Source organism: Sphingopyxis indica (assembly GCF_032879645.1).
GTDB classification, from domain to species: domain Bacteria; phylum Pseudomonadota; class Alphaproteobacteria; order Sphingomonadales; family Sphingomonadaceae; genus Sphingopyxis; species Sphingopyxis indica.
In genome coordinates, this window is sequence record NZ_CP076394.1 from 2,296,384 (window position 1) to 2,321,228 (window position 24,845).

At 66.1% G+C, this 24,845-nt stretch carries 24 protein-coding genes; 15 read left to right on the forward strand and 9 right to left on the reverse strand.

Annotation, left to right across the window (positions count from 1 at the left end):
* The first annotated feature begins 43 nt into the window (after positions 1-43).
* The 10 genes from KNJ79_RS10925 to mazG all read left to right on the forward strand — a co-directional run bounded on the left by KNJ79_RS10925 (position 44) and on the right by mazG (position 9,240).
* Positions 44-1,102 (forward strand): lytic murein transglycosylase, encoded by a 1,059-nt coding sequence (locus KNJ79_RS10925; RefSeq protein ID WP_317151085.1) that lies wholly within the window; start codon positions 44-46, stop codon positions 1,100-1,102.
* Positions 1,086-2,072 carry a septal ring lytic transglycosylase RlpA family protein gene (locus KNJ79_RS10930; protein WP_317151086.1) on the forward strand — a complete coding sequence of 329 codons (987 nt, stop codon included), beginning with the start codon at positions 1,086-1,088 and terminating at the stop codon, positions 2,070-2,072. The genes KNJ79_RS10925 and KNJ79_RS10930 overlap by 17 nt, the downstream gene beginning before the upstream one ends.
* 76 nt (positions 2,073-2,148) lie before the next feature.
* Complete coding sequence (locus tag KNJ79_RS10935; RefSeq protein ID WP_317151087.1) at positions 2,149-3,330, forward strand: D-alanyl-D-alanine carboxypeptidase family protein; 1,182 nt, start codon at positions 2,149-2,151, stop codon at positions 3,328-3,330.
* On the forward strand, positions 3,324-3,953 hold the full coding sequence (tmk, locus tag KNJ79_RS10940; RefSeq protein ID WP_317151088.1) for a dTMP kinase: 630 nt from the start codon (positions 3,324-3,326) through the stop codon (positions 3,951-3,953). The genes KNJ79_RS10935 and tmk overlap by 7 nt, the downstream gene beginning before the upstream one ends.
* The gene (locus tag KNJ79_RS10945) at positions 3,941-4,915 is read left to right on the forward strand and encodes a DNA polymerase III subunit delta' (RefSeq protein ID WP_317151089.1); all 975 of its coding nucleotides are present in this window, start codon (positions 3,941-3,943) and stop codon (positions 4,913-4,915) included. Before tmk ends, KNJ79_RS10945 begins: the two co-directional genes overlap by 13 nt.
* Positions 4,916-5,087: 172 nt before the next feature.
* On the forward strand, positions 5,088-6,665 hold the full coding sequence (metG, locus tag KNJ79_RS10950; protein ID WP_317151090.1) for a methionine--tRNA ligase: 1,578 nt from the start codon (positions 5,088-5,090) through the stop codon (positions 6,663-6,665).
* Entirely contained in the window at positions 6,665-7,441 is a 777-nt protein-coding gene (locus KNJ79_RS10955) for a TatD family hydrolase (RefSeq protein WP_317151091.1), read from the forward strand. Before metG ends, KNJ79_RS10955 begins: the two co-directional genes overlap by 1 nt.
* Positions 7,442-7,454: 13 nt before the next feature.
* On the forward strand, positions 7,455-8,222 hold the full coding sequence (locus KNJ79_RS10960) for an MBL fold metallo-hydrolase (RefSeq protein WP_089214595.1): 768 nt from the start codon (positions 7,455-7,457) through the stop codon (positions 8,220-8,222).
* The gene (locus KNJ79_RS10965; RefSeq protein ID WP_170935423.1) at positions 8,219-8,395 is read left to right on the forward strand and encodes a hypothetical protein; all 177 of its coding nucleotides are present in this window, start codon (positions 8,219-8,221) and stop codon (positions 8,393-8,395) included. The genes KNJ79_RS10960 and KNJ79_RS10965 overlap by 4 nt, the downstream gene beginning before the upstream one ends.
* Before the next feature lie 119 nt (positions 8,396-8,514).
* Complete coding sequence (gene mazG, locus KNJ79_RS10970) at positions 8,515-9,240, forward strand: nucleoside triphosphate pyrophosphohydrolase (RefSeq protein ID WP_245836491.1); 726 nt, start codon at positions 8,515-8,517, stop codon at positions 9,238-9,240.
* Here the strand turns inward: mazG and hflX are convergent.
* The 7 genes from hflX to dusB all read right to left on the reverse strand — a co-directional run bounded on the left by hflX (position 9,218) and on the right by dusB (position 18,425).
* The gene (gene hflX / locus KNJ79_RS10975; protein WP_317151092.1) at positions 9,218-10,558 is read right to left on the reverse strand and encodes a GTPase HflX; all 1,341 of its coding nucleotides are present in this window, start codon (positions 10,556-10,558) and stop codon (positions 9,218-9,220) included. The genes mazG and hflX overlap by 23 nt on opposite strands.
* A 7-nt stretch (positions 10,559-10,565) precedes the next feature.
* Positions 10,566-11,063 carry an RNA chaperone Hfq gene (gene hfq / locus KNJ79_RS10980; RefSeq protein ID WP_089214598.1) on the reverse strand — a complete coding sequence of 166 codons (498 nt, stop codon included), beginning with the start codon at positions 11,061-11,063 and terminating at the stop codon, positions 10,566-10,568.
* Positions 11,064-11,177: 114 nt separating this feature from the next.
* Positions 11,178-12,557 carry a nitrogen assimilation response regulator NtrX gene (gene ntrX / locus KNJ79_RS10985; protein ID WP_089214599.1) on the reverse strand — a complete coding sequence of 460 codons (1,380 nt, stop codon included), beginning with the start codon at positions 12,555-12,557 and terminating at the stop codon, positions 11,178-11,180.
* A complete protein-coding gene (locus tag KNJ79_RS10990; RefSeq protein WP_317151093.1) occupies positions 12,547-14,838 on the reverse strand; it encodes a sensor histidine kinase in 2,292 nt (763 codons plus the stop codon). Before KNJ79_RS10990 ends, ntrX begins: the two co-directional genes overlap by 11 nt.
* Before the next feature lie 82 nt (positions 14,839-14,920).
* Positions 14,921-16,339, reverse strand: a complete 1,419-nt coding sequence (ntrC, locus tag KNJ79_RS10995; RefSeq protein ID WP_317151094.1) for a nitrogen regulation protein NR(I) — start codon at positions 16,337-16,339, stop codon at positions 14,921-14,923.
* Positions 16,336-17,430 (reverse strand): two-component system sensor histidine kinase NtrB, encoded by a 1,095-nt coding sequence (locus tag KNJ79_RS11000; RefSeq protein WP_089214602.1) that lies wholly within the window; start codon positions 17,428-17,430, stop codon positions 16,336-16,338. Before KNJ79_RS11000 ends, ntrC begins: the two co-directional genes overlap by 4 nt.
* The gene (dusB, locus tag KNJ79_RS11005; RefSeq protein ID WP_317151095.1) at positions 17,427-18,425 is read right to left on the reverse strand and encodes a tRNA dihydrouridine synthase DusB; all 999 of its coding nucleotides are present in this window, start codon (positions 18,423-18,425) and stop codon (positions 17,427-17,429) included. Before dusB ends, KNJ79_RS11000 begins: the two co-directional genes overlap by 4 nt.
* A 97-nt stretch (positions 18,426-18,522) precedes the next feature.
* On the opposite strand from dusB, the gene KNJ79_RS11010 reads away from it, so the two are divergent.
* Both KNJ79_RS11010 and KNJ79_RS11015 read left to right on the forward strand, forming a co-directional pair.
* A complete protein-coding gene (locus KNJ79_RS11010; protein ID WP_317151096.1) occupies positions 18,523-19,704 on the forward strand; it encodes a bifunctional 2-C-methyl-D-erythritol 4-phosphate cytidylyltransferase/2-C-methyl-D-erythritol 2,4-cyclodiphosphate synthase in 1,182 nt (393 codons plus the stop codon).
* On the forward strand, positions 19,701-20,261 hold the full coding sequence (locus tag KNJ79_RS11015) for a CinA family protein (protein ID WP_089214605.1): 561 nt from the start codon (positions 19,701-19,703) through the stop codon (positions 20,259-20,261). The genes KNJ79_RS11010 and KNJ79_RS11015 overlap by 4 nt, the downstream gene beginning before the upstream one ends.
* Positions 20,262-20,510: 249 nt before the next feature.
* On the opposite strand, the gene KNJ79_RS11020 is transcribed toward KNJ79_RS11015, so the two are convergent.
* Both KNJ79_RS11020 and lipA read right to left on the reverse strand, forming a co-directional pair.
* Positions 20,511-20,951 carry a type II toxin-antitoxin system RatA family toxin gene (locus KNJ79_RS11020; RefSeq protein ID WP_317151097.1) on the reverse strand — a complete coding sequence of 147 codons (441 nt, stop codon included), beginning with the start codon at positions 20,949-20,951 and terminating at the stop codon, positions 20,511-20,513.
* 3 nt (positions 20,952-20,954) lie between these two features.
* Complete coding sequence (gene lipA / locus KNJ79_RS11025) at positions 20,955-21,890, reverse strand: lipoyl synthase (RefSeq protein ID WP_089214607.1); 936 nt, start codon at positions 21,888-21,890, stop codon at positions 20,955-20,957.
* Between the two features lie 62 nt (positions 21,891-21,952).
* Between lipA and KNJ79_RS11030 the strand changes: the two genes are divergently transcribed.
* From KNJ79_RS11030 to KNJ79_RS11040, 3 genes are read left to right on the forward strand one after another with little or no spacing between them, the layout of a single operon-like run.
* Entirely contained in the window at positions 21,953-22,591 is a 639-nt protein-coding gene (locus KNJ79_RS11030) for a carbonic anhydrase (protein WP_089214608.1), read from the forward strand.
* Positions 22,592-22,638: 47 nt separating this feature from the next.
* Positions 22,639-24,072 (forward strand): sodium/proline symporter PutP, encoded by a 1,434-nt coding sequence (gene putP / locus KNJ79_RS11035; protein ID WP_317151098.1) that lies wholly within the window; start codon positions 22,639-22,641, stop codon positions 24,070-24,072.
* Positions 24,065-24,775: an NYN domain-containing protein gene (locus KNJ79_RS11040; protein ID WP_317151099.1), complete on the forward strand. Its 711-nt coding sequence runs from the start codon at positions 24,065-24,067 to the stop codon at positions 24,773-24,775. The genes putP and KNJ79_RS11040 overlap by 8 nt, the downstream gene beginning before the upstream one ends.
* Positions 24,776-24,845: the final 70 nt, after the last annotated feature.

A 24,845-nucleotide genomic window follows, 5' to 3' on the forward strand; every position in this document is an offset into this window, starting at 1 on the left:
TGCATCTGTGCCACTCTTTGCCTATGGGGAAGGGATGACGCACATGAAACCTTTCAGATTCGGACGTCTTTTCCCTCTCCTCGGCGTGGCGCTCTCGGCGTGGCTGCTCAGCGCCTCGGCGCCGCTCCACGCGCAGGGGAGCGGCAATGCCGCCTTCGATGCCTATATCCAGTCGCTGTGGCCCAAGGCGCAGGCACGTGGGGTCTCGCGCGCGACTTTCGACCGGGTGACGGCGGGGTTGCAATATAACAGCCGCGTCGTCGCGCTCGACCGCGACAATCTGGGCAGCCCGCCCGATCCCAACCAGCCGATCCCGCCCTTTGCGCCCTATAAGGCGAAGCATGTCGATGCGGCGCGGATCAACGGCGGGCGCAGCGTCCACGACCGGCTGCTGCCGCTCCTGTCGCGGATCGAGGCGCGCACCGGCGTTCCGCCGAGCATAATGATCGCGATTTTCGGGCACGAAACCGCCTATGGCGCGGTGACCGGTGGTTTCGACCTGCCCGAAGCGCTCGCCACGCTCGCCTATGAAGGACGCCGCCGCAGCCTGTTCGAGCCCGAATTCCTCGCGACGCTTGAAATGGTCGAAAAAGGCGTGCCGCGCAGCGTCCTGAAAGGCAGCTGGGCCGGCGCCTTCGGCTATCCGCAATTCCTGCCTTCGGTCTATCTGCGGCTCGCCGAGGATGGCGACGGCGACGGGGTCGCGCGCATCTGGTCGAGCGAGGCCGATGCGGTCGAATCGATCGGCGCCTATCTGCGCCACGCCGGCTGGCGTCCGGGACAGCCGTGGGGCATCCCCGTGCGCGTTCCCGCGGGTTTCGACCGCAGCCGCCATGCCAACAAGCTGGTGCCGACGCGCTGCCCGCGCGTGTTCGAACGCCACAGCCGCTGGCGCTCGATGGCCGAGTGGCGCGCCGACGGATTGCAACCGCTCGGCGGCCGCTGGCCCGACGGGTCGATCCAGGCGACCTTGCTCGAACCCGACGGTCCCGGGAACACCGCCTATTTGCTCACCGGTAATTATCGTGCGATATTGGACTATAATTGCTCCAATTTTTACGCATTGTCCGTGGGGGTGTTGGCGGATGAAATCGATCGTTAGGGGCGGCGTCGCGATCGCAGTGATGGCGCTTGTCGCCGGATGCGCGGCGTCGGGCAGCGAGGGCGGAGCGGCCGACAGCAAAGCCGCACCGTCCGCGCCCACCCTCGCCGCCGATACGCCGGTGGTGATCGGCGCGCCCTTCATGGTGCAAGGTGTGACCTATACCCCCGTCGATATCTCCGACTATGACGAGGTCGGCTATGCAGGCGTCTATGGTGCCGACCTTGCGGGCAAGCCGACCGCCAACGGCGAAATATTCGACCCCGCTGCGATTTCGGCGGCGCACAAGACGTTGCCGCTGCCGAGCTATGTCGAGGTCACCGCGCTCGATACGGGGCGCACGATCCTGGTGCGCGTCAACGATCGCGGGCCGATGGTGAACGACCGGCTGATCGACCTGTCGCCCGCCGCCGCTGCACAGCTCGGGCTGACCGATACCACGACCGGCGTGCGCGTCCGCCGCGTCCATCCGCCCGCCGCCGAGCGCGCGCAGCTGCGCGCCGGGCGACCGGTGCCCGAACGGCTGCCGACCCCCGACTCGCTGCTCGCGATCCTGCGCAGCAAATTGAGCGGCATGCCTTCGCCCGCGGCGATCGCGGCTGGGGTCGCCAAGCCTGCGACGCCCGCCGCTCCGCCAGCCCGCGTCAAGCCCGGAGACGACCGCCTCTCCGTCGAAGGCCCGAACGGCCAGCCCGCGCCGCCCACAGCCTCGGCGCCGCCCAAGCCCGTAACCGCGGTCCCAAAGCCCACTCCCGCAACCACCGGCAGCTACAGCGTTCAGGTCGCAACATTCGGCAACAAGGCGAACGCCGATGCCACCGCAAAGGAATTGGACGGTGCGATCACGCAAGCCGGCAATTTGTGGCGCGTAACGATGGGACCGTTCGCAAGCGAAGCCGAAGCGCAGAGCGCGCTTGCGAAGGCAAAGGCGAAAGGCTTCGGCGACGCACTGATCCGCCGCGAGCGCTGACCCCTTTCCATCGCGCGGCGGGCATTCTACACGCCGGATCATGCGGTGGACCATATTAGCGAAAAGCGGGGCGGCTTTGTTCGCAGCGGCGGCTCTGACCCTTGCCCTTCCGGCGACATCGGCGAGCGGCACCGTCGCCCATGCGCCCGCCAGCCGTCCGCTCTATACCACCGCCGCACCCGTCGCGATGCTCAAGGACATGGATTCGGGCGCGATCCTGTTCGAACGCGGCGCGGACAAGCGGTTTGCGCCCGCCTCGATGGCAAAGGTGATGACCGCCTATGTCGTGCTCGATCTGATCGACAGCGGGAAATTGTCGCGCGGCGCGATCTTTACGGTCGACCAGAAGACCTATGACAAATGGAACGGCAGCAATGGTGGTTCGACCATGTTCCTGCGCGCCGGCGAAAAAGTCTCGGTCGACGAACTGCTCAAGGGGCTGATCACCGTTTCGGGCAATGACGCGGCGGCGGTGCTGGCGGTGGGCATCGACGGCAGCGAAGAGGTTTTCGTCAATCGAATGAATACAATGGCCAAGCTCCTTGGGATGACGTCGAGCCATTTCGGCACGCCCAACGGCTGGCCCGACGGCGGCGTGACCAAGGTGAGCGCCGCCGATCTGATCACGCTCGCCGACCGGCTGATCCGCGATCATCCCGGCGGCTATGCGCGCTATTTCTCTATACCGCGTCTCCAGCACGGCACGGCGCCCGACGGCACGCCGATCGTCCAGCCGAACCGCAATCCGATCCTCGGCAACATCGAAGGCGCCGACGGATTGAAGACCGGGCACACGAGTGAGGCGGGCTATTGCTTTCTCGGCTCGGCAAAGCGCAATGGCCGACGTCTGATCCTCGTGGTGGCGGGAATGGACAGCGAAAAGGCGCGCCGCGACGAAGCCGAACGGCTGATGCGCTGGGGGTTCGAGGCATGGGAAGGGCGCGAACTCGTCCCGGCGCATGCAAAGGTCGGGCACCTCGACGTCGGGCAGGGCGATGCCCCCACGGTCGCGGCCGAGGCGGCGATCCCGGTGCGAATGACGGTGCCCAAGGGATATGAGGGCGGCTTCCGCGCGACGATGCGCGCCCGCGCGCCGCTGGCCGCCCCGGTCGACAAGGGTGCGCGCATCGCCGAATTGATCGTCACGCCCGACGGTCTGCCGCCGCAGGCGACCCCGCTGCTTGCGGCGAACAATGTGGGGAAGGGCGACGGTTGGGATCGCCTGCGCACCGGCTTTTACCGGCTGACGGGATGGTGACGGGGCGCTTCATCACGCTCGAGGGCGGTGAGGGGGTCGGCAAATCGACCCAGATCGCGGCGCTCGCCGCGGCGCTTGCGGCGCGCGATGTCGAGGTGGTCGCGACGCGCGAGCCCGGGGGCAGCGCGGGGGCCGAAGCGATCCGCGCGCTGCTGATGGAAGGCGCCGACGAGCGCTGGGACGCGCGCAGCGAAGCGCTGCTCTTCGCCGCCGCCCGCGCCGACCATGTCGCGCGCACGATCCGTCCGGCGCTCGCGCGCGGCGCGTGGGTGCTCTGCGATCGCTATGTCGATTCGAGCCGCGCCTATCAGGGCGGCGGCGGCGGGATCACCGATGCCGACATCCTCGCGCTGCACGACTTCGGCTCGAAGGGCCTGCTGCCCGATCGCACCTTCCTGCTGACGGTGGGCTCGGGCGAAGCGGCACGTCGGCTCGCATTGCGCGATGCCGCCGGCGCCGATCGCATGGGAAGCAAGCCCGCCGACTATCAGGCCCGCCTCGCCGCGCGTTTTGCCGACATGGCGGCGGCCGAGCCCGATCGCTGGCGCGTGATCGACGCCGAAGCGTCCGCGGAAGCGGTGACCGCGGCGATCTTGGCAGAGCTCGAAGCATGGCTGCCCTGATCGGCCATCACGACGCCGAAAAGGCTTTCCTCGACGCGTGGCGCGGCGGGCGGCTGCATCACGCCTGGCTGCTCGCCGGGCCGCAAGGGATGGGGAAGGCGGCGTTCGCCGCACGCGTCGCGCGCTTTCTGGTCACGCATGGCGCGGGCGGCGAGGGCAATGCGGCGACGCTCGACGACCCCGGCGATGCCGCCGCGGCGAAGCTGGTCGATGCGGGCAATCATCCCGAAATCCTGCGGCTCGAACGCCAGGTCAAGGACAAGGGCAAGGATCTGGCGCGCAACATCACGGTCGAACAGGTGCGCGAACTGAAGGGCCGGCTCAACTTCTCGCTTTCGCTTGGCGACTGGCGGGTGATCGTCGTCGACGCGATCGACGATCTCGAGCCCGGCGCCGCCAACGCCTTTTTGAAGACGCTCGAGGAGCCGCCGGCGAAGACGCTGTTTTTGCTCGTCAGCCATTCGCCCGGACGCTTGCTCCCGACGATCCGCTCGCGGTGCCGAATGCTGCGTTTTCAGCCGGTTGAGCGTGACGCCATGACGACATGGCTGCACGAGCTGCGCTCGATGCTCGACATGAGCGAGCTGCGCGCGATCGTTGCCGCGTCGGGCGGCGTGCCGGGGAAAGCGCTCGCGCTGATCGACAGCGACGTCGCGGCGATGGAGAAGAAATTGCTGGCGATCGCGGCCTCGGGCGATCCCGACAACCGGCTCCGCGAGGCGCTGGCGAAAGAGGTCGGGGGCGCCGCCAACCGTGCGCGGCTCGAACTCGTCATCGACATCGTCCCGGCGCTGCTGTCGCGCATCGCGCGCGAACGCCCCCTCGCGGAGATCGAGCCAGTGCTCGTCCAGTGGGACAGGGTGCAGCGCACCGTGCGCGACGCGGTGCGCGGCTCCTACGACGGCGCGATGGTCGGGTTCGAAATCGGCAATTGCCTCGCCGAACTGGCACCGCGCCAATAGCGGCCTGGGGGTGGGGAACTTCCGTTTGCTCACCTTCGCCATCCCGGACTTGATCCGGGTTCCAGTCCCCCGGCGCCGGTCCAATGGACCCCGGATCAAGTCCGGGGTGACGAGGAGGGGGGCGGCCATGCAATCCCTTTCCCTTCCACCCGCCAACCGCTAAGGCGCGCGCATGTCCACGGAAAAGACCCCTTTCTACATCACCACCGCGATCAGCTATCCCAATGGCCGCCCGCATATCGGCCATGCCTATGAGGCGATCGCCACCGACGTCATGGCGCGCTTTCAGCGGGCGCGCGGCCGCGACGTGCGGATGGTCACCGGCACCGACGAGCATGGGCTGAAGATGTACCAGACCGCGCGCGGCCAGGGGCGGGCGACGATCGACCTTGCCGACGAAATGTCGGGATATTTCCGTGCGATGTATGCCAAGCTGAATATCAGCTATGACCGCTTCATGCGCACGTCCGACCCGGCGCACCATGCGGCGTCGCAGGCACTGTGGCGCGCGATGGCGGCGAACGGCGATCTTTATCTCGATCGTTACGAAGGCTGGTATTCGGTCCGCGACGAAGCCTTTTACGACGAGGAGGAACTCGTCGAAGGGGAAGGGGGTGCAAAGCTCTCGCCGCAGGGCACGCCGGTCGAATGGACCGTCGAGGAAAGCTGGTTCTTCCGCCTGTCGGCCTATCAGGACCGGCTGCTCGCGTTCTACCGCGACAATCCCGATTTCATCCGCCCCGAAAGCCGCCGCAACGAGGTGCTGCGCTTCGTCGAGGGCGGGCTCAAGGATCTCAGCGTTTCGCGCACCAGCTTCGACTGGGGCGTTCCGGTGCCCGATTCGCCGGGCCATGTGATGTATGTCTGGGTCGATGCGCTCACCACCTATCTCTCGGGGCTCGGCTACCCCGATGCGGGGAGCGATTTCGCGCGTTTCTGGCCTGCCGACATTCATATGATCGGCAAGGATATCGTGCGTTTTCATACCGTTTACTGGCCGGCCTTCCTGATGAGTGCCGGCCTGCCGCTGCCGAAGCAGGTGTTCGGCCACGGCTTCCTTTTGAACCGCGGCGAGAAAATGTCGAAATCGCTCGGCAATGTCGTCGACCCGATGGCGCTCGCCGAACAGTTCGGGGTCGATGCACTGCGCTATTATCTGCTGCGCGAAGTCAGCTTCGGGCAGGACGGCAGCTATTCGGCCGAAGCCATCGTGCGCACCGCCAACGCCGATCTCGCGAACAGCTTCGGCAATCTGGCGCAGCGCAGCTTATCCATGATTTTCAAGAATTTGGACGGCGAACTGACGGCCGACTATCAGCCGGCATCCGACGATGTTTCGCTGATCGGCGATATTCTCGACATGGCAGGGACGCGCCTGCCGCGCGAGTTCGAACAGCTCGCTTTCTCGATCGGCATCGAGGACTGGATCCGCGCGGTCTTTGCGTGCAATCAATATGTCGATGCGCAGGCGCCCTGGGCGCTGCGCAAGACCGATCCCGAGCGGATGCGCGCCGTGCTGATGACCCTGTTCCAGGCGGTGCGGACGCTCGCGATCGCGATCCGCCCGGTCGTGCCCGACGCCGCCGACAAATTGCTCGACCAGATGGGCATCGCACCCGATGCGCGCGACTTCGCGGCGCTGGCCGATACCGACTGGTTCGCAAAACTCGCCGCGAGCGGCTTCAAGGTGGGTCAGCCCGTTCCCATCTTCCCGCGCCTCGAGCTTCCCGATGGGGAAGGGGAAGCCTGATGCTCGTCGATTCGCACTGCCACCTCAATTACAAGGGCCTCGCCGAGCAGCAGGGCGAGGTGCTCGAACGCGCGCGCGCCCGGGGCGTCACCGCGATGCTCAACATCGCGACGCGCGAGAGCGAGTGGGACGAGGTGCTCGCCGCGGCCGAGACCAATCCGGATGTCTGGGCGAGCGTCGGTATCCATCCGCACGACGCCGATCAGCATCCCGATGTCGACACCGCAAAGCTCGTGGAGCGCGCCGCGCACCCGCGCGTGATCGGTATCGGCGAGACCGGGCTCGACTATTATTACGACAAGAGCGACCGCCAGCGGCAGCAGGATAGTTTCCGCCGCCATATCCACGCGTCGCAAGAAGCCGGCCTGCCGATCATCGTCCACACGCGCGAGGCCGAGGCCGACACGCTGGCGCTGCTCGGTGAGGAAATGGGAAAGGCGACTTATCCGGGCGTCATCCATTGCTTTACCGCGAGCGACGATTTCGCGCGCAAGGCGCTCGATCTCGGCCTCTATATCTCGATTTCGGGCATCGTGACGTTCAAGAATGCCGCCGATTTGCAGGCGACCGCCAAATGGCTGCCGCAGGACCGCTTGCTGATCGAAACCGACTCCCCCTTCCTCGCTCCCGTCCCGCATCGCGGCAAGACCGGCGAGCCGGCGTTCGTCGCCGACACGCTGGCGTTTCTGGCGGAGCTGCGCGGCGAGGACCGCGAGGCGCTGGCGGAGGCGACGAGCGTCAATTTCTACCGTCTTTTCAACAAGGCGCAGCCATGACGTCACGCGCCGCATGAAGGTACGGATTCTCGGATGCGGCACCTCGTCGGGGGTGCCGCGGATCGGCAACGACTGGGGTGCGTGCGATCCCGACAATCCGCGCAATCTGCGCAGCCGCGCGTCGATTCTCGTTTCGCTCGGTGGCTATCGGCTGCTCGTCGACACGAGTCCCGACATGCGGATGCAATTGCTCGACGCGCGTGTCGGCGAGGTCGATGCGGTGATCTGGACGCACGAACATGCCGACCATTGCCACGGGCTCGACGATCTGCGGCAGATCATGCATTTGCGCCATGGATCGCCGGTTCCGGCCTATGCGCGCGACCATGTGCTCGAAACGCTCAAATGGCGCTTCACTTATGCCTTTGCGGGCAATGCGGGCTATCCGGCGTCGATCGACCCCATCGAACTGCGCGATCATCAGTCGATCGGACCGATCGAAGTCTCGGCGATCGACATGCCGCATGGCCCGATCCTGGCGTCGGGTCTCATCTTCAGCGATGGTGCGCACAGGGTCGGATATGCAACTGACTTTTCGCGATTTACTGATGATATGGTCGAGTTCTTCCAAGGCGTCGACCTGTTCGTGATCGACGCGCTGCGCCGCTATCCGCACCCGACGCACCCGCATCTCGCCATGACGCTCGAAGCGCTCGCGCAGGTCGGCCATCCGCGCGCGATCATCACGCACATGGACAATACGATGGATTATGACGACCTTGCGGGCGAATTGCCGCCGGGCGTCGAGCCGGGCTATGATGGGCTGGAGGTGCAGCTATGACGATGGAAACCGGCGCTGACATGCTGTGGTTTGCAATGGCGTTCACGCTGGTGGTGAGCGCGCTCGTCGCGCGGCGCTTGCCGATGAAGGACTGGCTGAAGATGGGGCTCGCATGGGCCGCGATCTTCGCGCTGGTGTTTCTCGTCATCCGGACGTGGCAGCTGGTGACGTGAGGGCCCCCGAGCTTCGCCATTCCATCGCATATTTAACATAATATATATTATCGGATAATCCAATGTCTCAGACCGCGAGCGGCTCCCCCCGGTCCCCCATCGATCGATTGCTGGCGATCATGCGCCAGCTGCGCAACCCGGACGGCGGCTGCGAATGGGATCTGGCGCAGGATTTCGATACGATCGCGCCTTACACGATCGAGGAAGCCTATGAGGTTGCCGACGCGATCGCCGGCGGCGATCCTGCCGCGATTTGCGACGAACTCGGCGACCTGCTGCTTCAGGTCGTCTTCCACGCCCAGATCGCGACCGACAAACAGCTTTTCGGCTTCGACGATGTCGCCAACGCGATCTCGGACAAGATGGAGCGGCGCCACCCGCATATCTTCGGCAACGCGCGAACCAGTGACGTGCGCCAGCAATGGGAAGCGATCAAGGCAAGCGAGCGCGCCACCGACGGGCCGCAGAGCGCACTCGCGGGTGTCGCGCTGTCGCTCCCGGCGCTGCTGCGTGCGCAAAAGCTGCAAGGCCGCGCCGCGCGCGTCGGCTTCGACTGGCCCGACACCGAAGGCCCGCGCGACAAGATCGCCGAGGAACTCGCCGAAGTTGCCGGCGCCGACAGCGACGCCGCGCGCCACGAGGAAGTCGGCGACCTGCTGTTCGCCGTCGTCAACTACGCCCGCAAGCTCGGCGTCGATGCCGAAGGCGCGCTGCGCGATGCCAACGCCAAGTTCGCACGGCGCTTTTTCGCAATGGAAACCCAAGCCGGCGGCAGCCTCGACGGCCTGTCGCTCGATGCGCAAGAAGCGCATTGGCAGGCGGTCAAACGCTCGGAACGAAGCTAGCTTCAGGCCACAATCGTTCAAAACGTGCGCGGTCTGCCGGATCGAGGCGCACGGTCAGCAGATGGCCACCATCCTTCGCCTCGTCGGTGAGCACTTCACCGCGCGCGTGGAGCCATGCCATCGCCTCGCCTTGATCGAAGCGCAGCGCAATCCGCACCAGTTCGTGCCGCGCGGTCAGTTCGGCCGCCATCAGCGCGCGCGCGGCATCGACGCCCTCGCCGGTTTCGGCCGAGATCACCGCGACGCCACGCCGCCGCGCCGCCATCTCGAGGATCGCCGCACGCCGTTCCGCACTCGCGGTGTCGATCTTGTTCCATATCTCGATCTGCGGGACGGGGCGCACCGCCTCGCCATCCTCCCCTTCCCCCTCGACGACGCCGAGCGAGGTGAGGATGGCGCGCACATCGTCATATTGCGCCTCGGTATCGGGATGCACGATGTCGCGGACGTGGACGATCAGGTCGGCGGTCGTGACTTCTTCGAGCGTCGCGCGGAAGGCGGCGACGAGCTCGGTCGGCAGGTCGGAGACGAAACCGACAGTATCGGACAGGATCGCCTTGTCGATGCCGGGGAGGCGGATTTCGCGCATCGTGGGATCAAGCGTCGCGAACAGCATGTCTTCCGCCATGACGTCGCTGCCCGTCAGCCGATTGAAAAAGGTCGATTTTCCGGCGTTGGTATAGCCGACCAGCGCGATCACCGGCCACGGCGCGCGTTGACGCTTTGCGCGCTGTAATTGCCGCGTTCGGCGCGCGTCGTCGAGCTGGCGGCGGATGCGCGCCATGCGGTCGCGGATCATCCGGCGGTCGGCCTCGATCTGCGTTTCGCCGGGGCCGCCGAGGAAGCCGAAGCCGCCGCGCTGGCGTTCGAGGTGGGTCCAGCTGCGCACGAGCCGCCCCGCCTGATAGTCGAGGTGCGCGAGTTCGACCTGCAACCGCCCCTCGGCGGTCGCCGCGCGCTCGCCGAAGATTTCGAGGATCAGCCCGGTGCGGTCGATCACCTTCGCGCCGAGCTCGGTTTCGAGGTTGCGCTGCTGAATCGCGGTGAGCGGCGCGTCGACGATGACGAGCTGCGCCTCGCTCGCCGCGACGTCGGGCTTGATCGCCTCGATCTGCCCGACCCCGATCAGCGTCGCAGCGCGCGTCTGACGCAGGCGAAGCGGATGCACCGCGACGACGTCGAGGCCGATCGCGACTGCGAGCCCCTTTGCCTCACCCACACGCGCGTCGAGGTCGCGCGAAAGCCCCTGCCCGTGCCATTCGGGCACGACCAATATTGCGCGGGCGCCGCGCGTCACTTCGCCGACGCTATCGTCCATCGGTTCGTCAGGCGTCCTCGGCCTCGTCGTCGCCATTGTCGGTCAGGTTGACCGGACCATTGGGCTGCACGGTCGAGATCGCGTGCTTGTAGACAAGCTGCACCTGCCGCTCGCGCTCGAGCAGCATGCAGAAGAGATCGAAGGCGACGATGTCGCCCTGGAGCATCACGCCATTGACGAGGAACATCGTCACCGATTCCTCCGACCGGCGCACGGCGTTGAGGAAGACGTCCTGCAATGCCTTGCCCTTGCTCGCCGGCGCGCTGCGGACATCGTCGCCGAGCGCCGCAAGGTCGAAATCGTGCGACGGCATGATCGTCGAGATCGCGTGCTTGTAAACGAGCTGCGACTGGCCGTCGCGGCGCAGCAGCAGCGAGAAATTGTCGAACCAAGTGATGATTCCCTGCAACTTGACCCCCTTGACGAGGAACATCGTTACCGGGGTCTTGCTGCGGCGCAGGGCGTTGAGGAAGAGATCCTGGAGATTCTGGTTCTTGTCGGACACTTTGGCCTCCTGTTCTTGGCGGCATCGCCGCTGGGGGTTCGTTTATCGAACCGCCATTTCATATTGACGACGGCAATATGCTGCAAAGCGCTCCGCACGTCTAGGACAAAGCCGTCACGTTTCGTCCGAAGAGTTTTCGGTCAATCCCAAAAGCTTCAGCTTGCGGTGAAGCGCCGATCGCTCCATGCCGATGAAGGTCGCGGTGCGCGAGATATTGCCAGAAAAACGGTTGATCTGGATGCGCAGATATTCGCGTTCGAAATTCTCGCGCGCTTCCTTGAGCGGGATCGCGGTGATCGATTCGGAGCCCGGCATCATGTCGCTGCCGCCGCGCACCAGCTCGGTGGGCAGCATATCGGCGTCGATGCGCGCGAGCCGGTCGCTCGGCGCGAGAATCATCACGCGCTCGATGACGTTGCGCAGTTCACGGACATTGCCCGGCCAATCATGCGCCTGTAGCGCCGCCATCGCCTCGGCGCTCATCTCGGGCGGCGCGACGCGGCGATCGGCGGCATAGCGGCGGATATAATGATCGCACAGGCTGGCAATATCGTCGCGCCGCTCGCGCAGCGGCGGGATATGCACCGGGACGACATTGAGCCGGTAATAGAGATCCTCGCGAAAACGCCCCTCGGCGATTTCGGCGGTCAGGTCGCGCGCCGAGCCCGAGATGATGCGCACATCGACGCGGATCATCGTGCGGCCTCCGACGCGGGTGAAGCTCTGATCGGTCAGCACGCGCAATATCTTGCCCTGCGTCGTCAGCGGCATGTCGGCGACCTCGTCGAGGAAAAGGGTGCCGCCGTGCGCCTGTTCGAGCAGGCCGACGCGGATCGCGCCGTCGTCGCTTTCGGTCCCGAAGAGTTCGGCCTCGACCGTTTCGGGGTCCATCCGCGCCGATGAAATCACGCGGAACGGCGCGTTCTGGCGCCCGCTCCAGCCGTGGAGGACGCGCGCCGCAACCTCCTTGCCGACGCCGGGCGCGCCGGTGATGAGGACGCGGCTGCCGGTGCCGGCGACGCGTTTCAGCGTCGCGCGGACATTGTTGATCGCACCGCTGTTGCCGGTCAGCTCTTCGGCGGGGCCGGCCTTTTCGCGCAGCTGTTCATATTCGAATTTCAGCCGCTCATTCTCGGTCGCGCGCGCGACGAGGTGGAGCAGCCGTTCGGCCTCGAAGGGCTTTTCGATGAAATCGAACGCCCCGCGGCGGATCGCCGCGACCGCGGTGTCGAGCCCGCCGTGCCCCGAAATCACGATGATCGGCAAGGTGGGGTCGAAGGCCTTGATCGCCTCGACGAGTCCCAGCCCGTCGAGCCGCGAGCCCTGGAGCCAGACATCGACGAGCGCGAGCGACGGGCGGCGCTGGCGGATCGCTTCGAGCGCGGCGTCGCTGTCCGGCGCGGTCCGCGCTTCATAGCCTTCGTCCTCCATGACGCCGGCCACCAGCTCGCAAATGTCGCGTTCGTCGTCGACGATCAAAATATCAAGTGCCATGATCTTCTCTGTCTTGCCGGCTGCGGGTGCGAATCCGTCCCGGCACTGATTCACCTTGCCCCGCTGTTCCCTCCCCGCTTTTGCCGACGAGCGGCCCGAGCCGGTCGGGGTGCAGGGTCAGCGTCACGCACGTCCCCTGCCCCGCCGGATTGTCGGAAAATTCAAGTTCGCCAAAATGTTGCTCGACGATCTTTTGCACGATTGCGAGCCCCAGACCGGTGCCGCCGCGCCGCGTCGTCATATAGGGCTCGGCGATCGCGTCGCGCGCCGCCGGCAGGCCGATACCGTCATCGAGCACCGTGATCCGCACCTCGCCGCGCGCGCCCATATCGAGCTTGGCCTCGATATTCCCGACGGCGGGCGCATCGTCATTTTTCGATTTTTCTTCAATTGCTTCGACAGCATTTTTGACGATGTTGGTCAGCGCCTGCGACAGCAGGCGGCGATCGCAGACGAGCGGTTCGATCTCGTTCGGCGTGCGGACGCTGAAATGGATGTCGGGCTTGGCCACCTCGAACAGGAAGACCGCCTGCTTCAATATGTCGCGCACATCCTCGACGCCGAAGGTCGGCTTGGGCATCCGCGCGAAGCTCGAAAATTCGTCGACCATCCGCCGCATGTCGTGGACCTGGCGGATGACGGTGTCGGTCAGCCTGCGGAATGTCGCCTCGTCGCCCTCCACCTTGTCGCCGAAGCGGCGCTGCAAGCGCTCGGCGGCGAGCTGGATCGGCGTCAGCGGGTTCTTGATCTCGTGCGCGATGCGCCGCGCGACGTCGGACCAGGCGGCGCGGCGCTGGTCGAGCAATTGCTGGGTAATGTCCTCGAAGCTGAGCACGAAACCGTCGCCCTGCGCGACCGCCTTGGCGGCGAGCGTCGCGGGTTCGGCGTCGGCGCGCGCGAACTGGACGATCGCCTCATGCTCGTCGCTGTCGATGAGCGCGGCGAGTTCGGGCGCGACGTCGGCAAGCGATTTGCCGGTCAGGCTTTCGCCTTCGGTCCCTATCAGGCGCTCCGCCGCGGCGTTGGCGAGCAGTATCCGCCCCTGCGCATCGACCGAGACGACGGCCGAGGTGATGCCCGAGAGCACCGCCTCGATGAAGCTGCGCCGCGTCTCGAGCTGTTCGTTGGCATGAACCAAGGCGTCCGTTTGGCCCTGCAACTGCTCGGTCATGCGGTTGAATGCATTGGTCAAAACCGCAATTTCATCCTCGCGATTGGAAGGTTCGACGCGCACCGACAGGTCCCCGCCCGCGGCCGTGCGCGCGGCGCCGGCCAGATTGCCGATCGGCCGGACGATGCGATCGGCGACGACAATCGCCCCGATGACGGCCAGAGCGAGCAAAAGCAGCGAACCGAGATACAGAGCACCGTTGAATTGCAACTGCAGGAACTGCGAACGCGCAAACAGCGCATTATAGTCGGCCAGCACGGTGCGTGCCCGCTGAAATTGCTGAAGACCGGCTACATTGGCCTCGCGCGATGCATATACATAGACATTCTGGCGATCGGGCAACCGCGTCGCAGCTTCGAACCGATTGGTTTGACGTCTCACCACGACTTCTTCACCGGCATTCAGCCGGTCGATCATCGCCGAAGACAGCCGCGCATCCGCTGCCCGGTTGTCAGGATCAATCATGACGGCAGTGCGCGCGATGCCGTCATCGCCCACCTCGATAATCGCGGATTCGTTCAACTCGCGAATGACGACCTGCTGCAGGTAACGATCGGTGAAGGCCCGACTGTCGATCGGATATTCGGCCAGATAGCGGCTGAGATCATTGGCCATCGCGGCGGTCTGGGCACCGACCGACTTCTGACTGTCCTCATAAAAGGCCTGGGCGAGGCTCGCGGCATTTTCGAACATGCCACGCGAGCGCTCCGAATACCAAAAATCGACGCCGAACTGAAAAAGAAGGGAGGCAAAAAGCACGACAAGCAGTGTCGGCACTGCGGCGATGAGGGAAAAAAGCGCGACGAGCCGGACGTGAAGGCGTCCATTTCCGCCACCCATGGTACGGCCGGCGCGCGCGCGCGCGACGCGGCTGCCGATCAGCACGATCAGCGCCATCGCGGGCACGAGGTTCGCGATCATGATCGCCGCGACGAGCGCGGGGGTTAGCAATCGCTGGCTCTGCGCGTCGCCGGTCACGAAGATATAGGTCGCAATCCCGATGCTGAGGATCAGCGCGAGCGTATAATATTCGGGCGCTGCAAAGCGCCACACCCGTGCGGGCTGTTCGTCGGACCTGTCGTCGAAAGGCAGGGGAGCGGATTGCGCCATTGTGGCTTCGATACGACAAAGCTGTTGCATAGAAAACACACAATATGCGCTTCGGCCGGATTAACTGCCGGGCCGGGCGCGGTCAGGGCTGCGCGGGGTCGATAGCGAGCTGCACGAGCCGCTTGCGTAGCGTGTTGCGGTTGATGCCAAGACGTCGCGCGGCCTCGAGCTGGTTGCCGCGCACCTCGCGCAGAGTGCGGCGCAGCAGCGCTGTCTCGACGATCGCTTCGAGGCGGCTGTGGACGTCGCCGTCGCCTTCGCCGCCGGCGAGCTGTTCGCGCGTCCAGTCGTCGACCGCGCGCGCGATCAACTCGGCGGGGTCGGCGAGCGAAACCCCTTCCCCGCTTTCGCGCAGCACCGATTCGACATCGCGCGGGCCAACGATCGTGTCGCGCGAGAGCACGGCAAGCCGCTGCACGACATTCCCCAGTTCGCGAACATTGCCGGGCCAGTCGTGGCGTTCGAGAAGCTGCATCGCCGCGGGGGCAAACTGGCGATCGGGCAATCCCGAATGGCGCCCCGCGTCGATGAAATGGCGAACGAGCGCGGGAATGTCGCTCCGCCGATCGCGCAGCGGGGGCAGCGTCACCGGAATGACGTTGAGCCGGTAGAAGAGATCCTCGCGAAAGCGTCCGTCGGCAACGAGCGTGCGCATGTCGCGGTGCGTTGCGGCGACGACACGCACGTCGGCTTTCAGCGCCTGGCTGCCGCCGACGGTCGAATATTCATTGCTCTGGAGCACGCGCAGCAGCCGCGTCTGCGCCTCGAGCGGCATGTCGCCGATCTCGTCGAGAAACAGCGTCCCGCCCGCCGCCTGCTCGAAGCGGCCGGCGTTGCGGCTCGTCGCGCCGGTGAAAGCGCCCTTTTCATGCCCGAACAGCTCGGCCTCGATCAGTTCGCGCGGGATTGCCGCCATGTTGATCGCGACGAACGGTCCGCTGCGCCGAAGCCCGGTCGAATGGATCGCGCGCGCGACCACCTCTTTGCCCGTGCCCGATTCGCCGAGGATCAGCACCGCGAGGTCGTTGGTCGCGAGCCGCGCGATGGTGCGATAGACCGCCTGCATCGCGGGCGCGCGGCCGACAAGCCCGTGGCTGTCCTGCGGCGCCGCATCGGCGCCCTCGCTGGGCAGCGTGCGCCGCTGCAGCGCGGCGCGCACGCTCGCGGTCAGTTCGTCGAGGTCGAAAGGCTTGGGCAGATAATCATAGCTGCCGATCCCCGTCGCGCGCACCGCGGTGTCGAGCGTATTCTGCGCCGACAGGACGATCACCGGGGTCAGCGGATCGACCCCGACGCCCGGCAGCGAGTCGATGCCGTCGCCATCGGGCAGCACGACGTCGGTGATGATCAGGTCGGGGCGATGATCGGCGAGCCAGGCGTTGCGCTCGGCGATGCTGCCGACCGAGGCGAACTGGCCGCATTCGGTCGCAAGCGTTTCGCGGATGATCAGCGCGATCGCGGGATCGTCCTCGACGAGCAGAATGGTCTTGCCGGCGGTCATGACGTCACCGCCTTCTGCGCCGCGGTGGGCAGGTGGACGCGAAAGCGCGTCCAGTCGCCGTCGCGCATATGCTGGACGGTGCCGCCCATGTCGCGGGCGAGCTTGGCGACGAGCGCGAGGCCGAGCCCTCTACCCTCGCGCTTGGTCGTGACGAAGGGGTCGAACAGGTCGCCGCGAATATCGGCGGGAACGCCCGGACCATTGTCGCTGACGCTGAGCTCGATCGGCAGCGCGATGCGGCCGCGCCCGTCGCCATTGTCGATCGAGAGCCCGTGGCGATAGGCGGTCGCGATGCGCACCACCCCGTCGTCGCGCCCAGCGAGCGCTTCGCAGGCGTTGGTGACGAGGTTGAGCAGGATCTGCACCATCGCATCGTGGTTGCCGAGAACGAGCGGCAGCGAGGGGTCGAAATCCTCGGCAAAGCGGACGCCGTCGAATTGCCGCGCGCGCACCGCCTCCATCGTCTGGTGGATCGGCGGATAGAGGTTGATCGCCGAGCAGGCGAGCGGTTGCCCGCGCGAAAAATGCTCCATCTGGTCGATCAGATTGGTGATCCGGTCGACCTCGGCGCAGATGAGCGTCGTGAAGCGCTCGCCGCCGGCGTCGACCTTGCGTGCGAGAAGCTGCGCCGCGCCCTTGATGCCGGCGAGCGGGTTCTTGATCTCGTGCGCGAGCATCGACGCCGCGGCGCCCGCCGCTCGCCCCGAGCGGCCGATCGCGCCGCCCATCAGCTCGGCCTCGCTCTGCGACGGGACAAGCGCGAGGATGCGGTGGCCGTTGCTCCCATAGGGGACCATCTGCATGTCGACGAAGATCGCCTTGCGCCCGCCGACCGCGATTTCGGCGCGGTGCGCGAACAGCGCCGGGGTCGCGGGATCGCTCATCCGCTGGCGATAGCTGCGGTCCATGCGGATGACGTCATAGACCACGCGCCCGACCATCACCGATCGGCTGAGATTGCACAGCTGCTCGGCGGCGGCGTTGACGAACAGCACCACCCCGCCCTTGTCGAGCAGCAGCGTGGCCACCGGATGCGACTGGATCAGCTCGTCATGGTCGAAGGTCGGAATGCTCGACGACTGCGCGGTCACGCGGCCGCCCTGCTGAGGAAGGGACCGTAAAAGCCCTCGAGCGCGTCGAGCACGCCCTTGCTGTCGGGGATCTGGTTGACCTTGTTGCGGAATTCGGCCGAGCCGGGGAGCCCCTTGACGTACCAGCCGAGATGCTTGCGCGCCATATTGACGCCGGTCATCTCGCCATAATGGTCGAGCATCGCACCGTAATGCGTTGTGATGATGTCATATTGTTCGTCGATACCGGGATCGGGGCGCTCGCTCTCGCCGCGCAGCGCCGCCATCACCTGGCCGAGCAGCCACGGGCGGCCATAGGCGCCGCGGCCGATCATCACCCCGTCGGCGCCGCTCTGCGCGAGCGCGGTCCGCGCATCGTCCGACGAACAAATATCGCCGTTGACGATCACCGGGATCGACACCGCCTCCTTGACCGAGCGGATGAAGCGCCAGTCGGCGGCGCCGCGATACATCTGGTTGCGGGTGCGGCCGTGGACGGTGACCATCTTCGCGCCCAGATCCTCGGCGATATGCGCGAGTTCGGGAGCGTTGAGGCTGTCGTGATCCCAGCCCATGCGCATCTTTACCGTGACCGGCACGGAAACCGCCTCGACGCAGGACTTGATCAGTTCGGCGGCGAGCTTCAGGTCGCGCATCAGCGCCGATCCGGCATCGCCGTTGGTGACCTTGCGCACCGGGCAGCCCATGTTGATGTCGATGATCGCCGCGCCGCGGTCCTCGTTGAGCTTCGCCGCCTCGCCCATTTCATAGGGGGTGCAGCCGACGAGCTGCATCGACACGGGTTCCTCGACCGGGTCCCACGCCGCCTTCTGGATCGACTGGCGCGTTTCGCGGATCGCCGCCTGGCTGGCGATCATCTCGGTGACATTGAGCCCCGAGCCGTAGCGGCGCACGAGCGTGCGAAAGGGGCGGTCGGTGACGCCCGTCATCGGCGCGAGGATCACCGGATCCGCGATCGTGACAGGACCGATCTGGATGGGCCGCAGCGGCGCCATGGGGGGAGCTTTCGTCAAAATTGCCTAAAATTTAAGCAGCGCCCTACACGCTCAACGGCTTTCCCGCAAGCCGCCGCTGCGCTACCCGGCGCGGGATATGACCGACTCCGCTCCCTCGCCCGTTCGGCGCGTCGCCGCCATCCTGCTCGCGGGCGGCGTCGGCGCGCGTGCCGGGCTGGGCCAGCCCAAGCAGCTCGCGCTGCTCGGCGGCAAGCCGGTGCTGCAATGGAGCCTCGACACTTTTGCCGCGCATCCCGCGATTTCGGGCGGGGTGCTCGTCGCGGGCGACGACGTCATGGCGTCGATCGCCGCGCTACCGGAAGGCTGGATTTCCGCACGTCCCGGCGCCGAACGCCAGCAATCGGTGGCGAACGCGCTGGCAGTCCTTGGCGATTGGGACGACGATGCGCTTGTGCTGGTTCACGATGCCGCGCGGCCGGGGGTGCCGGCGGCGGTGATCGACCGCCTGCTCGCAGCGCTCGATCAAGGCGCCGCAGCCGCGATCCCCACCCTGCCCGTTCCCGACACGCTGGTTGCGCAGCGCGGCGGCGAGGCCGGCGAGGTCGTCGATCGCTCTGCGCTCGCGCGCGTCCAGACGCCGCAGGCGTTCCGGCTCGGCACATTGCGGCGCGCACATGGCGGCGCCGGCGACGGCGCGGCGACCGACGATGCGCAACTCGTCCGGCGGCTCGGCGTGCCGGTCGTCGCGGTCGAGGGTGAGGCGCGACTCCATAAACTGACCTATCCCGACGATATGGCGATCCTGTCGGGGCTGCTGGAGACGAAGGCGATGATGCGAACTGCGGTCGGAATGGGGTATGATGTCCACCGCCTCGTCGCGGACAAGCCGCTCTGGCTCGGCGGCGTGGAAATCGCGCATAGTCATGGGCTTGAAGGCCATAGCGATGCCGACGTCGCGCTCCACGCGCTGACCGACGCGATCCTCGGCGCGCTCGGCGACGGCGACATCGGCGCGCATTTTCCGCCCAGCGATCCCGAATGGCGCGGCGCGGCGTCATGGCGTTTCCTCGAATTCGCCGGTCAGCGTGTGACAGCAGCAGGCGGACGGATCGGGCATCTTGACCTGACGATCATCGCCGAAGCACCGAAAATCGGCCCTTTTCGGGACAATATGCGCGCGCGCATCGCCGAAATTCTTGCGATTTCGCCAACGCGCATTAGTGTGAAGGCGACCACCACAGAGCGGCTGGGCTTTACCGGGCGCCGGGAAGGGATCGCCGCACAGGCCGTCGCCACGTTACAACTTCCGGAGACATGAGTTTGCAGCCCGACCTCGAATCGCGCCTTGCCGCGCGTGAAGCCGCCGCCACGGCCGCCCTCGACGCCAACCGCGCCGCGGGGCGCCGCGTCGCGATCGCCGAAAGCTGCACCGGCGGCATGGTGTGCGCCGCGCTGACCGACATAGCCGGCAGCAGCGATGTCTTTTCGGCGGGCTTCATCACCTATTCGCGTGCCGCCAAACAGTCGCAGCTCGAGGTGAGCACCGAAATCCTCGACACCTTCGGCGAAGTCGCGCTCGCAACCGCCTGGGCGATGGCAGCGGGCGCGCTGACCAAGAGCGACGCCGACGTCGCGGTGGCGATCACCGGCATCGCCGGGCCGGGCGGCGGGTCGGAGAAGAAGCCGGTCGGGCTCGTCGTCTTCGCACGCGCGCTGCGCGGGCAGGACCCCGACGATTATTTCACCCAGCGCATCCAGTTCCAGTCGACCGACCGCGCCGCGATCCGCCATGCCGCGACATTGTTCGCGCTCGAACTGCTTCAGCCCGAGAAGGATTCGCTCAGACCGTCCGAGGACGTCGAGCTGCCGGCGTAGGAATATCGTCGCCTTTCGCTAAAGCATGTTTCGTCATTGCGAGCGAAGCGAAGCAATCCAGAGCGTTTTACGCACACTCTGGATTGCTTCGCTTCGCTCGCAATGACGAGGATTACGGATGCAAAAGGGATAATGACCATCATCTTTCGCTGAAGCGTGCGCTCCCGCGAACCTTTGCAAGGTTTCGCTCAAAGTCGATCGCGCTCCAGCCCGCCTGCGGCCTCCGCCTTCGCGGGGGCGACGGTTATTTTATGCGGGAGCGCCGTAAAGCGCCGCAGCGCGTTCTTCGAAGGCTGCGATCATGCGGCGCAGCGCCTTGTCGAACATCTGTCCGGCGAGCGCTTCGAACAGGCGGTTGCGGAACGAGAAATCGACCATGAAGTCGACCCGGCTACCCCCGTCGTCAAGCGGTGTGAAATGCCATTCATTTTCGAGATGGCGCATCGGGCCTTCGAGATAGTGAACATCGACATGCGACGGCCGCCGCTTCTCGACGCGGCACGAAAAGCTCTCGCGCAGCCCCTTGAACCCCACGATCATGTCGGCGACCGACTCGGTCTCGCTGTCGCTTTTGACGCGCAGCGCGACGACCCACGGCAGAAAATCGGGATAGTGCGCGATGTCGGTGACGAGCGCGAACATCTGCTCGGCGCTGTACGGCAGCTCGCGCGTTTCGTGGTGGCGGGGCAAGGCTCAGTCGGCGGCCGCACGCGCGAGCTTCGCCTCGCGCGCCGCGCGCATCCGCTCGAAATCGTCGCCGGCGTGATAGCTCGAGCGCGTCAGCGGCGACGAAGCGACCTGAAGGAAGCCCTTCGCGCGCGCGATCTGCGCATAGGCGTCGAAGGCCTGCGGGGTCACGAAGTCGATCACCTTGGTGTGCTTCGGCGTCGGCTGGAGATATTGGCCCATCGTCATGAAATCGATGTCGGCGCTGCGCATGTCGTCCATCACCTGATGCACTTCCATCCGCTCTTCGCCGAGGCCGAGCATGATCCCCGACTTGGTGAAGATCGACGGATCGCGGCGCTTGACCTGTTCGAGCAGGCGCAGCGAGGCGTAATAGCGCGCGCCGGGGCGGATCGTCGGATAGAGCCGCGGCACGGTTTCGAGATTGTGATTATAGACGTCGGGCCGCGCATCGACGATCGACGCGACCGCATCCTCGGGCTTGTTGCGGAAATCGGGGGTCAGAATTTCGATCGTCGTCTGCGGCGTTTCGCGGCGCAGCGCCTCGATCACGCGCACGAACTGACGCGCACCGCCGTCGGGCAGGTCGTCGCGATCGACCGAGGTGATGACGATATGCGTCAGCCCCATCTTCGCCGCCGCGACCGCGACATGCTCGGGCTCGAGCGGGTCGACCGCGCGCGGCATCCCGGTCTTGACGTTGCAGAAGGCGCAGGCGCGCGTGCAGGTGTCGCCAAGGATCATCACCGTGGCGTGCTTCTTGGTCCAGCATTCGCCGATATTCGGACACGCCGCTTCCTCGCACACCGTATTGAGGTTCAAATCGCGCATCAGCTTGCGCGTCTCGGCATAGCCGGGGCTGGTCGGCGCCTTGACGCGAATCCAGTCGGGTTTGCGGGCGCGCTGCGAGGGCTGCGAAAGCGGTTGGACGGGTGCGTTCATCGCGCTCACATAGGCGCGCGCGCGCCTCTTCTCAACCGTCGATCTTGTGCTAAGGCGCGCGCATGACTCGCTTTGCAGAACTGATTGAGGGCTATCGCCGCTTTCGCGCGACGGACTGGGAGCAGCAGCGCGCACGTTGGGAGGAACTCGCCGAAGGCCAGTCGCCCAAGGTGATGATCATCGCCTGTTCGGACAGCCGGTCCGAACCCGCGCAGATTTTCGATACCAGTCCGGGCGAGATATTCGTCGTCCGCAACGTCGCGGCGCTTGTCCCGCCGTTCGAGACCAGCCCGGGGCGCCATGGCGTCTCCGCGGCGCTCGAATTCGCGGTGCAGTTCCTCAACGTCGAGGAAATCGTCGTGATGGGGCACGGGCTGTGCGGCGGCTGCCATGCCGCGCTGCACCGGACGATGGAGGGCGCCGAGCCGGGACGCGGCGGCTTCATCGCCGACTGGATCGCGCTGCTCGACGAAGCGAGCGCCGCCGTTCGCGCGAGCCACACCGACATCGACAATCGCGACGCGGGCCGTGCGATGGAAATGGCGGGGGTCAAGGTCAGCCTGGCCAATCTGCGCACCTTCCCGTGCATTCAGGAGCGCGAGAAGCGCGGCACGCTGAAGCTGCGCGGCGCCTTTTTCGCGATCAGCGACGGCATCCTGCATCTGCTCGACGAGGAAAGCGGAACGTTCGCGCCGGCTTGAACGGCCTCCCCTTTCTTTCGCGGCCAAAGGCGCTACACCCTGCCCAGATGAACAATGCGACCCTCTTCGCCATCGGCGCCTATTTCGCGCTGATGCTCGGCATCGGGCTCTATGCCTGGCGCAAATCGACCTCGGATAGCAGCGAATATCTCTTGAGCGGGCGCAGCCTCGGCCCCGCGGTCACCGCGCTCGCGGCCGGGGCTTCGGACATGTCGGGATGGCTGATGCTCGGGCTTCCCGGCGCCATCTATGTCTCGGGGCTCGCCGAAAGCTGGATCGGCATCGGGCTCTTCTTTGGCGCGTGGGCGAACTGGGTGCTCGTCGCGCCGCGGCTGCGCGAACAGACCGAGCGCCTCGGCGCGCTGACCATCCCCGAATTTCTCGGCAATCGCTTCGCCGATCAGAGCCATATCCTGCGCATCGTCGCCAGTCTGGTCATCGTCGTCTTTTTCGCGGTTTACAGCGCCTCCGGCCTCGTCGCGGGCGGCAAGCTGTTCGAATCGGCGTTCGGCCTCTCCTATCAGACCGGCCTCTGGGTCACCGCGTCGGTGGTCGTCGCCTATGTCGTGCTCGGCGGCTTCCTTGCGGTCAGCCTGACCGATTTCGTGCAGGGCACGATCATGATGATCGCGCTCGTCGCCTTGCCGCTCGTCGCGCTCGGCAATTTCAACGAAGGCGCGAGCGCAGCCGACGTCCTTCGCGACATCGACCCGGCGATGCTCAGCCTGTTCGGCGGAACGAGCCTGCTTGGCGTCATATCCGCAGCCGCATGGGGACTCGGCTATTTCGGGCAGCCGCACATCATCGTGCGCTTCATGGCGATCCGCTCGGTTCGCGACATTCCTACTGCGCGCTTCATCGGCCTTGCCTGGATGCTGATCTCGCTGACCGGCGCGATCGCGGTCGGGCTGGTCGGGCGCGCGTGGTTCACCGCGCACGCGACGCCGATCGACGATCCCGAGACGGTGTTCATCCTGCTCGGACAGGTGCTGCTGCATCCGCTCGCGCTCGGTTTCCTGCTCTCGGCGATCCTCGCCGCGATCATGAGCACGATTTCGGCGCAGCTGCTCGTCACCGGATCGTCGCTGACCGAGGACTTCTATCGCCTGTTCGTGCGCCGCGACGCGGGCGAGCGCGAGATCGTCACCGTCGGGCGCCTGTCGGTGGTCGCGGTCGCCGCGGTCGCGATGATTCTCGCGCAGAATCCGAACGGCAGCGTCCTCGGCCTCGTCTCGAACGCCTGGGCCGGATTCGGTGCGGCGTTCGGGCCGGTCATCCTGCTCTCGCTGATGTGGCCGCGCATGACGCTGGGCGGCGCGCTCGTCGGAATGGTCGCCGGCGCACTGGTCGTCATCGTCTGGATACAGGCGGGACTCAGCGCCACGCTCTATGAGCTGGTTCCCGGATTCGCCGCGGCGATGCTCGCGATCGTCGCGGTCAGCCTCGCCGCCCCCGAACCGAAGGAGATCGCCCATGGCTGACGGCAATGTCGCGCTGCTGATCGACGCCGACAATGCGCGCCCCGCGGGGCTCGACCCGGTGCTCACCGCGCTCGCCGAGCTCGGCACGGTCAACATCCGCCGCGCCTATGGCAATTGGCGCAAGCCCGCGCTCAAGGGCTGGGTCGACCAGCTCCACCGCTTCGGGATCGAGCCGCAGCAACAGTTCGACCTGACGAAAGGCAAGAACGCCACCGACATGAAGCTGACGATCGACGCGATGGACCTCCTCTATCGCGGGCGGCTCGACGGGCTCGGCATCATGTCGAGCGACAGCGATTTCATGCCGCTCGCGATGCGCGTGCGGCAGGACGGCATTCCCGTCTATGGTTTCGGCAGCGCAAAGACGCCCGAGGGGTTTCAGGGTGCCTGCACGCGCTTTATCGACGTCGACGCGCTCGTCGATGCGGGCCGCGAGCAAAGCGGGACCGACAAGAAACCGGCGGCCAAGAAAGCGATCGACCCCGACGTGATCGAACTGCTCGGCAATGCATGGAAAACCGCAAAGCGCGACGACAATGGCTTCGCCTTGCTCGGCGAGGTCGGGCAGATCGCGGGCAACCGGTCGAGCTTCGACGTGCGCAACTATGGCTATACGCGCCTGTCCGACATGATCGCCGACATCCCCAATTTCGTGACCGAGCGCGCCGAAGGCGGACCGCTGCGCGTCAAAAGGCTGCGCTAGGAATCGCTCTCTACACGACGATTTTGCAACTCAACCGAACGAATCGAGTTGCAGGGGTTGTGCTCGGCGG

Excerpts from the sequence above, each read along its gene's own strand:
- lipA (WP_089214607.1), bottom strand. The coding sequence starts at position 21,890 with ATGAACGCACCCGTCCAACCGCTTTCGCAGCCCTCGCAGCGCGCCCGC.
- hflX (WP_317151092.1), bottom strand. The coding sequence starts at position 10,558 with ATGGACGATAGCGTCGGCGAAGTGACGCGCGGCGCCCGCGCAATATTG.
- KNJ79_RS11010 (WP_317151096.1), top strand. The coding sequence starts at position 18,523 with ATGACCGACTCCGCTCCCTCGCCCGTTCGGCGCGTCGCCGCCATCCTG.
- metG (WP_317151090.1), top strand. The coding sequence starts at position 5,088 with ATGTCCACGGAAAAGACCCCTTTCTACATCACCACCGCGATCAGCTAT.
- putP (WP_317151098.1), top strand. The coding sequence starts at position 22,639 with ATGAACAATGCGACCCTCTTCGCCATCGGCGCCTATTTCGCGCTGATG.
- KNJ79_RS10965 (WP_170935423.1), top strand. The coding sequence starts at position 8,219 with ATGACGATGGAAACCGGCGCTGACATGCTGTGGTTTGCAATGGCGTTC.
- tmk (WP_317151088.1), top strand. The coding sequence starts at position 3,324 with ATGGTGACGGGGCGCTTCATCACGCTCGAGGGCGGTGAGGGGGTCGGC.
- KNJ79_RS10960 (WP_089214595.1), top strand. The coding sequence starts at position 7,455 with ATGAAGGTACGGATTCTCGGATGCGGCACCTCGTCGGGGGTGCCGCGG.
- KNJ79_RS10955 (WP_317151091.1), top strand. The coding sequence starts at position 6,665 with ATGCTCGTCGATTCGCACTGCCACCTCAATTACAAGGGCCTCGCCGAG.
- KNJ79_RS10990 (WP_317151093.1), bottom strand. The coding sequence starts at position 14,838 with ATGGCGCAATCCGCTCCCCTGCCTTTCGACGACAGGTCCGACGAACAG.
- KNJ79_RS10925 (WP_317151085.1), top strand. The coding sequence starts at position 44 with ATGAAACCTTTCAGATTCGGACGTCTTTTCCCTCTCCTCGGCGTGGCG.
- KNJ79_RS11030 (WP_089214608.1), top strand. The coding sequence starts at position 21,953 with ATGACTCGCTTTGCAGAACTGATTGAGGGCTATCGCCGCTTTCGCGCG.
- ntrC (WP_317151094.1), bottom strand. The coding sequence starts at position 16,339 with ATGACCGCCGGCAAGACCATTCTGCTCGTCGAGGACGATCCCGCGATC.
- mazG (WP_245836491.1), top strand. The coding sequence starts at position 8,515 with ATGCGCCAGCTGCGCAACCCGGACGGCGGCTGCGAATGGGATCTGGCG.
- dusB (WP_317151095.1), bottom strand. The coding sequence starts at position 18,425 with ATGGCGCCGCTGCGGCCCATCCAGATCGGTCCTGTCACGATCGCGGAT.
- ntrX (WP_089214599.1), bottom strand. The coding sequence starts at position 12,557 with ATGGCACTTGATATTTTGATCGTCGACGACGAACGCGACATTTGCGAG.
- KNJ79_RS10930 (WP_317151086.1), top strand. The coding sequence starts at position 1,086 with ATGAAATCGATCGTTAGGGGCGGCGTCGCGATCGCAGTGATGGCGCTT.
- KNJ79_RS11015 (WP_089214605.1), top strand. The coding sequence starts at position 19,701 with ATGAGTTTGCAGCCCGACCTCGAATCGCGCCTTGCCGCGCGTGAAGCC.
- KNJ79_RS11040 (WP_317151099.1), top strand. The coding sequence starts at position 24,065 with ATGGCTGACGGCAATGTCGCGCTGCTGATCGACGCCGACAATGCGCGC.
- KNJ79_RS10945 (WP_317151089.1), top strand. The coding sequence starts at position 3,941 with ATGGCTGCCCTGATCGGCCATCACGACGCCGAAAAGGCTTTCCTCGAC.